1 protein-coding gene and 1 pseudogene are annotated in these 1,200 nt (G+C 72.2%); one reads left to right on the forward strand and one right to left on the reverse strand.

What is annotated here, in order from left to right; genetic code table 11:
- Positions 1-134, forward strand: a pseudogene (locus tag K206_RS37575) (peptidylprolyl isomerase); the annotation flags it as partial.
- A gap of 127 nt (positions 135-261) precedes the next feature.
- Here the strand turns inward: K206_RS37575 and K206_RS43615 are convergent.
- Positions 262-1,200 (reverse strand): hypothetical protein (locus K206_RS43615; protein WP_020201481.1); only part of this gene is annotated, 939 nt, incomplete at its 5' end.

Genomic DNA, 1,200 nt, shown 5'->3' on the forward strand with positions numbered 1-1,200 from the left:
TCTGGCTGCAGGTGTCGGAAGTGCGCGAAGCCACCGACGACGAAGTCCAGCATGGCCACGCCCACGGCGCCTCGGGCGTCGAGGTGGTGGACGAGGACGAAGACGAGGACGACAGCAAGCGCACGCTGCACTGAGTGCGCACCGCCGCGCAGCACGTTCGCTCCCGAAAAGCCGGCTTTGCCGGCTTTTCGCTTTCATGGGCCACCGCATTGGCTGCCACACTGGCCACCATCTTGGTCGCCGCATCGTCCCCCGCGCCGCTCAGTCCGGCCCCGGGCCGTCCCTGAGCGTCACCTCGAACGGCCTGGGCGAGCCCGGCGTGATCGCCAGTTCGGCGTACTGCCCGGGCGCGCCGGCCGGCAGCGCCACGCGGGTCACGTTGCGCAGCGTCTTGCCGCCGGCATCGCGCAGCGGCGTGTCGATGCCGAAGCCGCCCAGGCTGGTATGCACCAGCAGTACCTGGCCGCGATAGCGCGCGGCCAGTTCGCGCAACTGGCGCTTGAATTCCAGGAAACCGTCGCGCGCGCGGCGGCGCAGGAAGCCATCGAACAGCGACGGGTTGCCGCGCTGCTCCCAGCCGTTGCCGAACTGCGGATCGGCGTGGACCAGCACCACGATGCCGGGCAGGTTCTGCTGCTGCGCCAGCGAGAACGCGCGCGCGAGCCACTGGCGGTTGGCCTCGCGGCGGTCCTCGAACTCGCCGTTGCGGCCGCCCTCGGAGCGATAGTGGTTGTTGTCGCCGGGCAGGTTCAGCGTCACCAGCAGCGCGCCGCCGGCGCTCCAGCGCACGTTCTCGCGGTAGCTGCGGAAGGTGGCCTGGTCGGACTGCCGCATCAGCGCGGCGGGGCGCTGGCCCAGCGTGGCGTCGTCGGGAAAGAACAGCTCGCGCAGCCGGTTGAGGCGCTCCACCGCGTCGAAATGGCCGTTCACGTCGCGCTGGCATTCCGCCCAGTCGGTTTCGCCGGGCAGGTAGACCAGCGGCAGCGGCGACTGGTCGAGCAGGCGCTGGCGCGCCGCGAGCAGGGCGTCGCCGCACGATTCGGTGTCGCCCTTGATGCCGCCCAGGTGCACCACGAAATCGAGCCGGCGCTCGGCGGCGTAGTCGAGCAGGCGCGCGGTGCGCGCCTCGGCCGCGGGCCACTGCGGCTGGTCGGCGATCAGCGCCAGGCGCACGGTCGCGGCGGCCGGCGCGGCGGCGCG

The organism is Cupriavidus sp. WS, from assembly GCF_000395345.1.
Lineage (GTDB): Bacteria > Pseudomonadota > Gammaproteobacteria > Burkholderiales > Burkholderiaceae > Cupriavidus > Cupriavidus basilensis_B.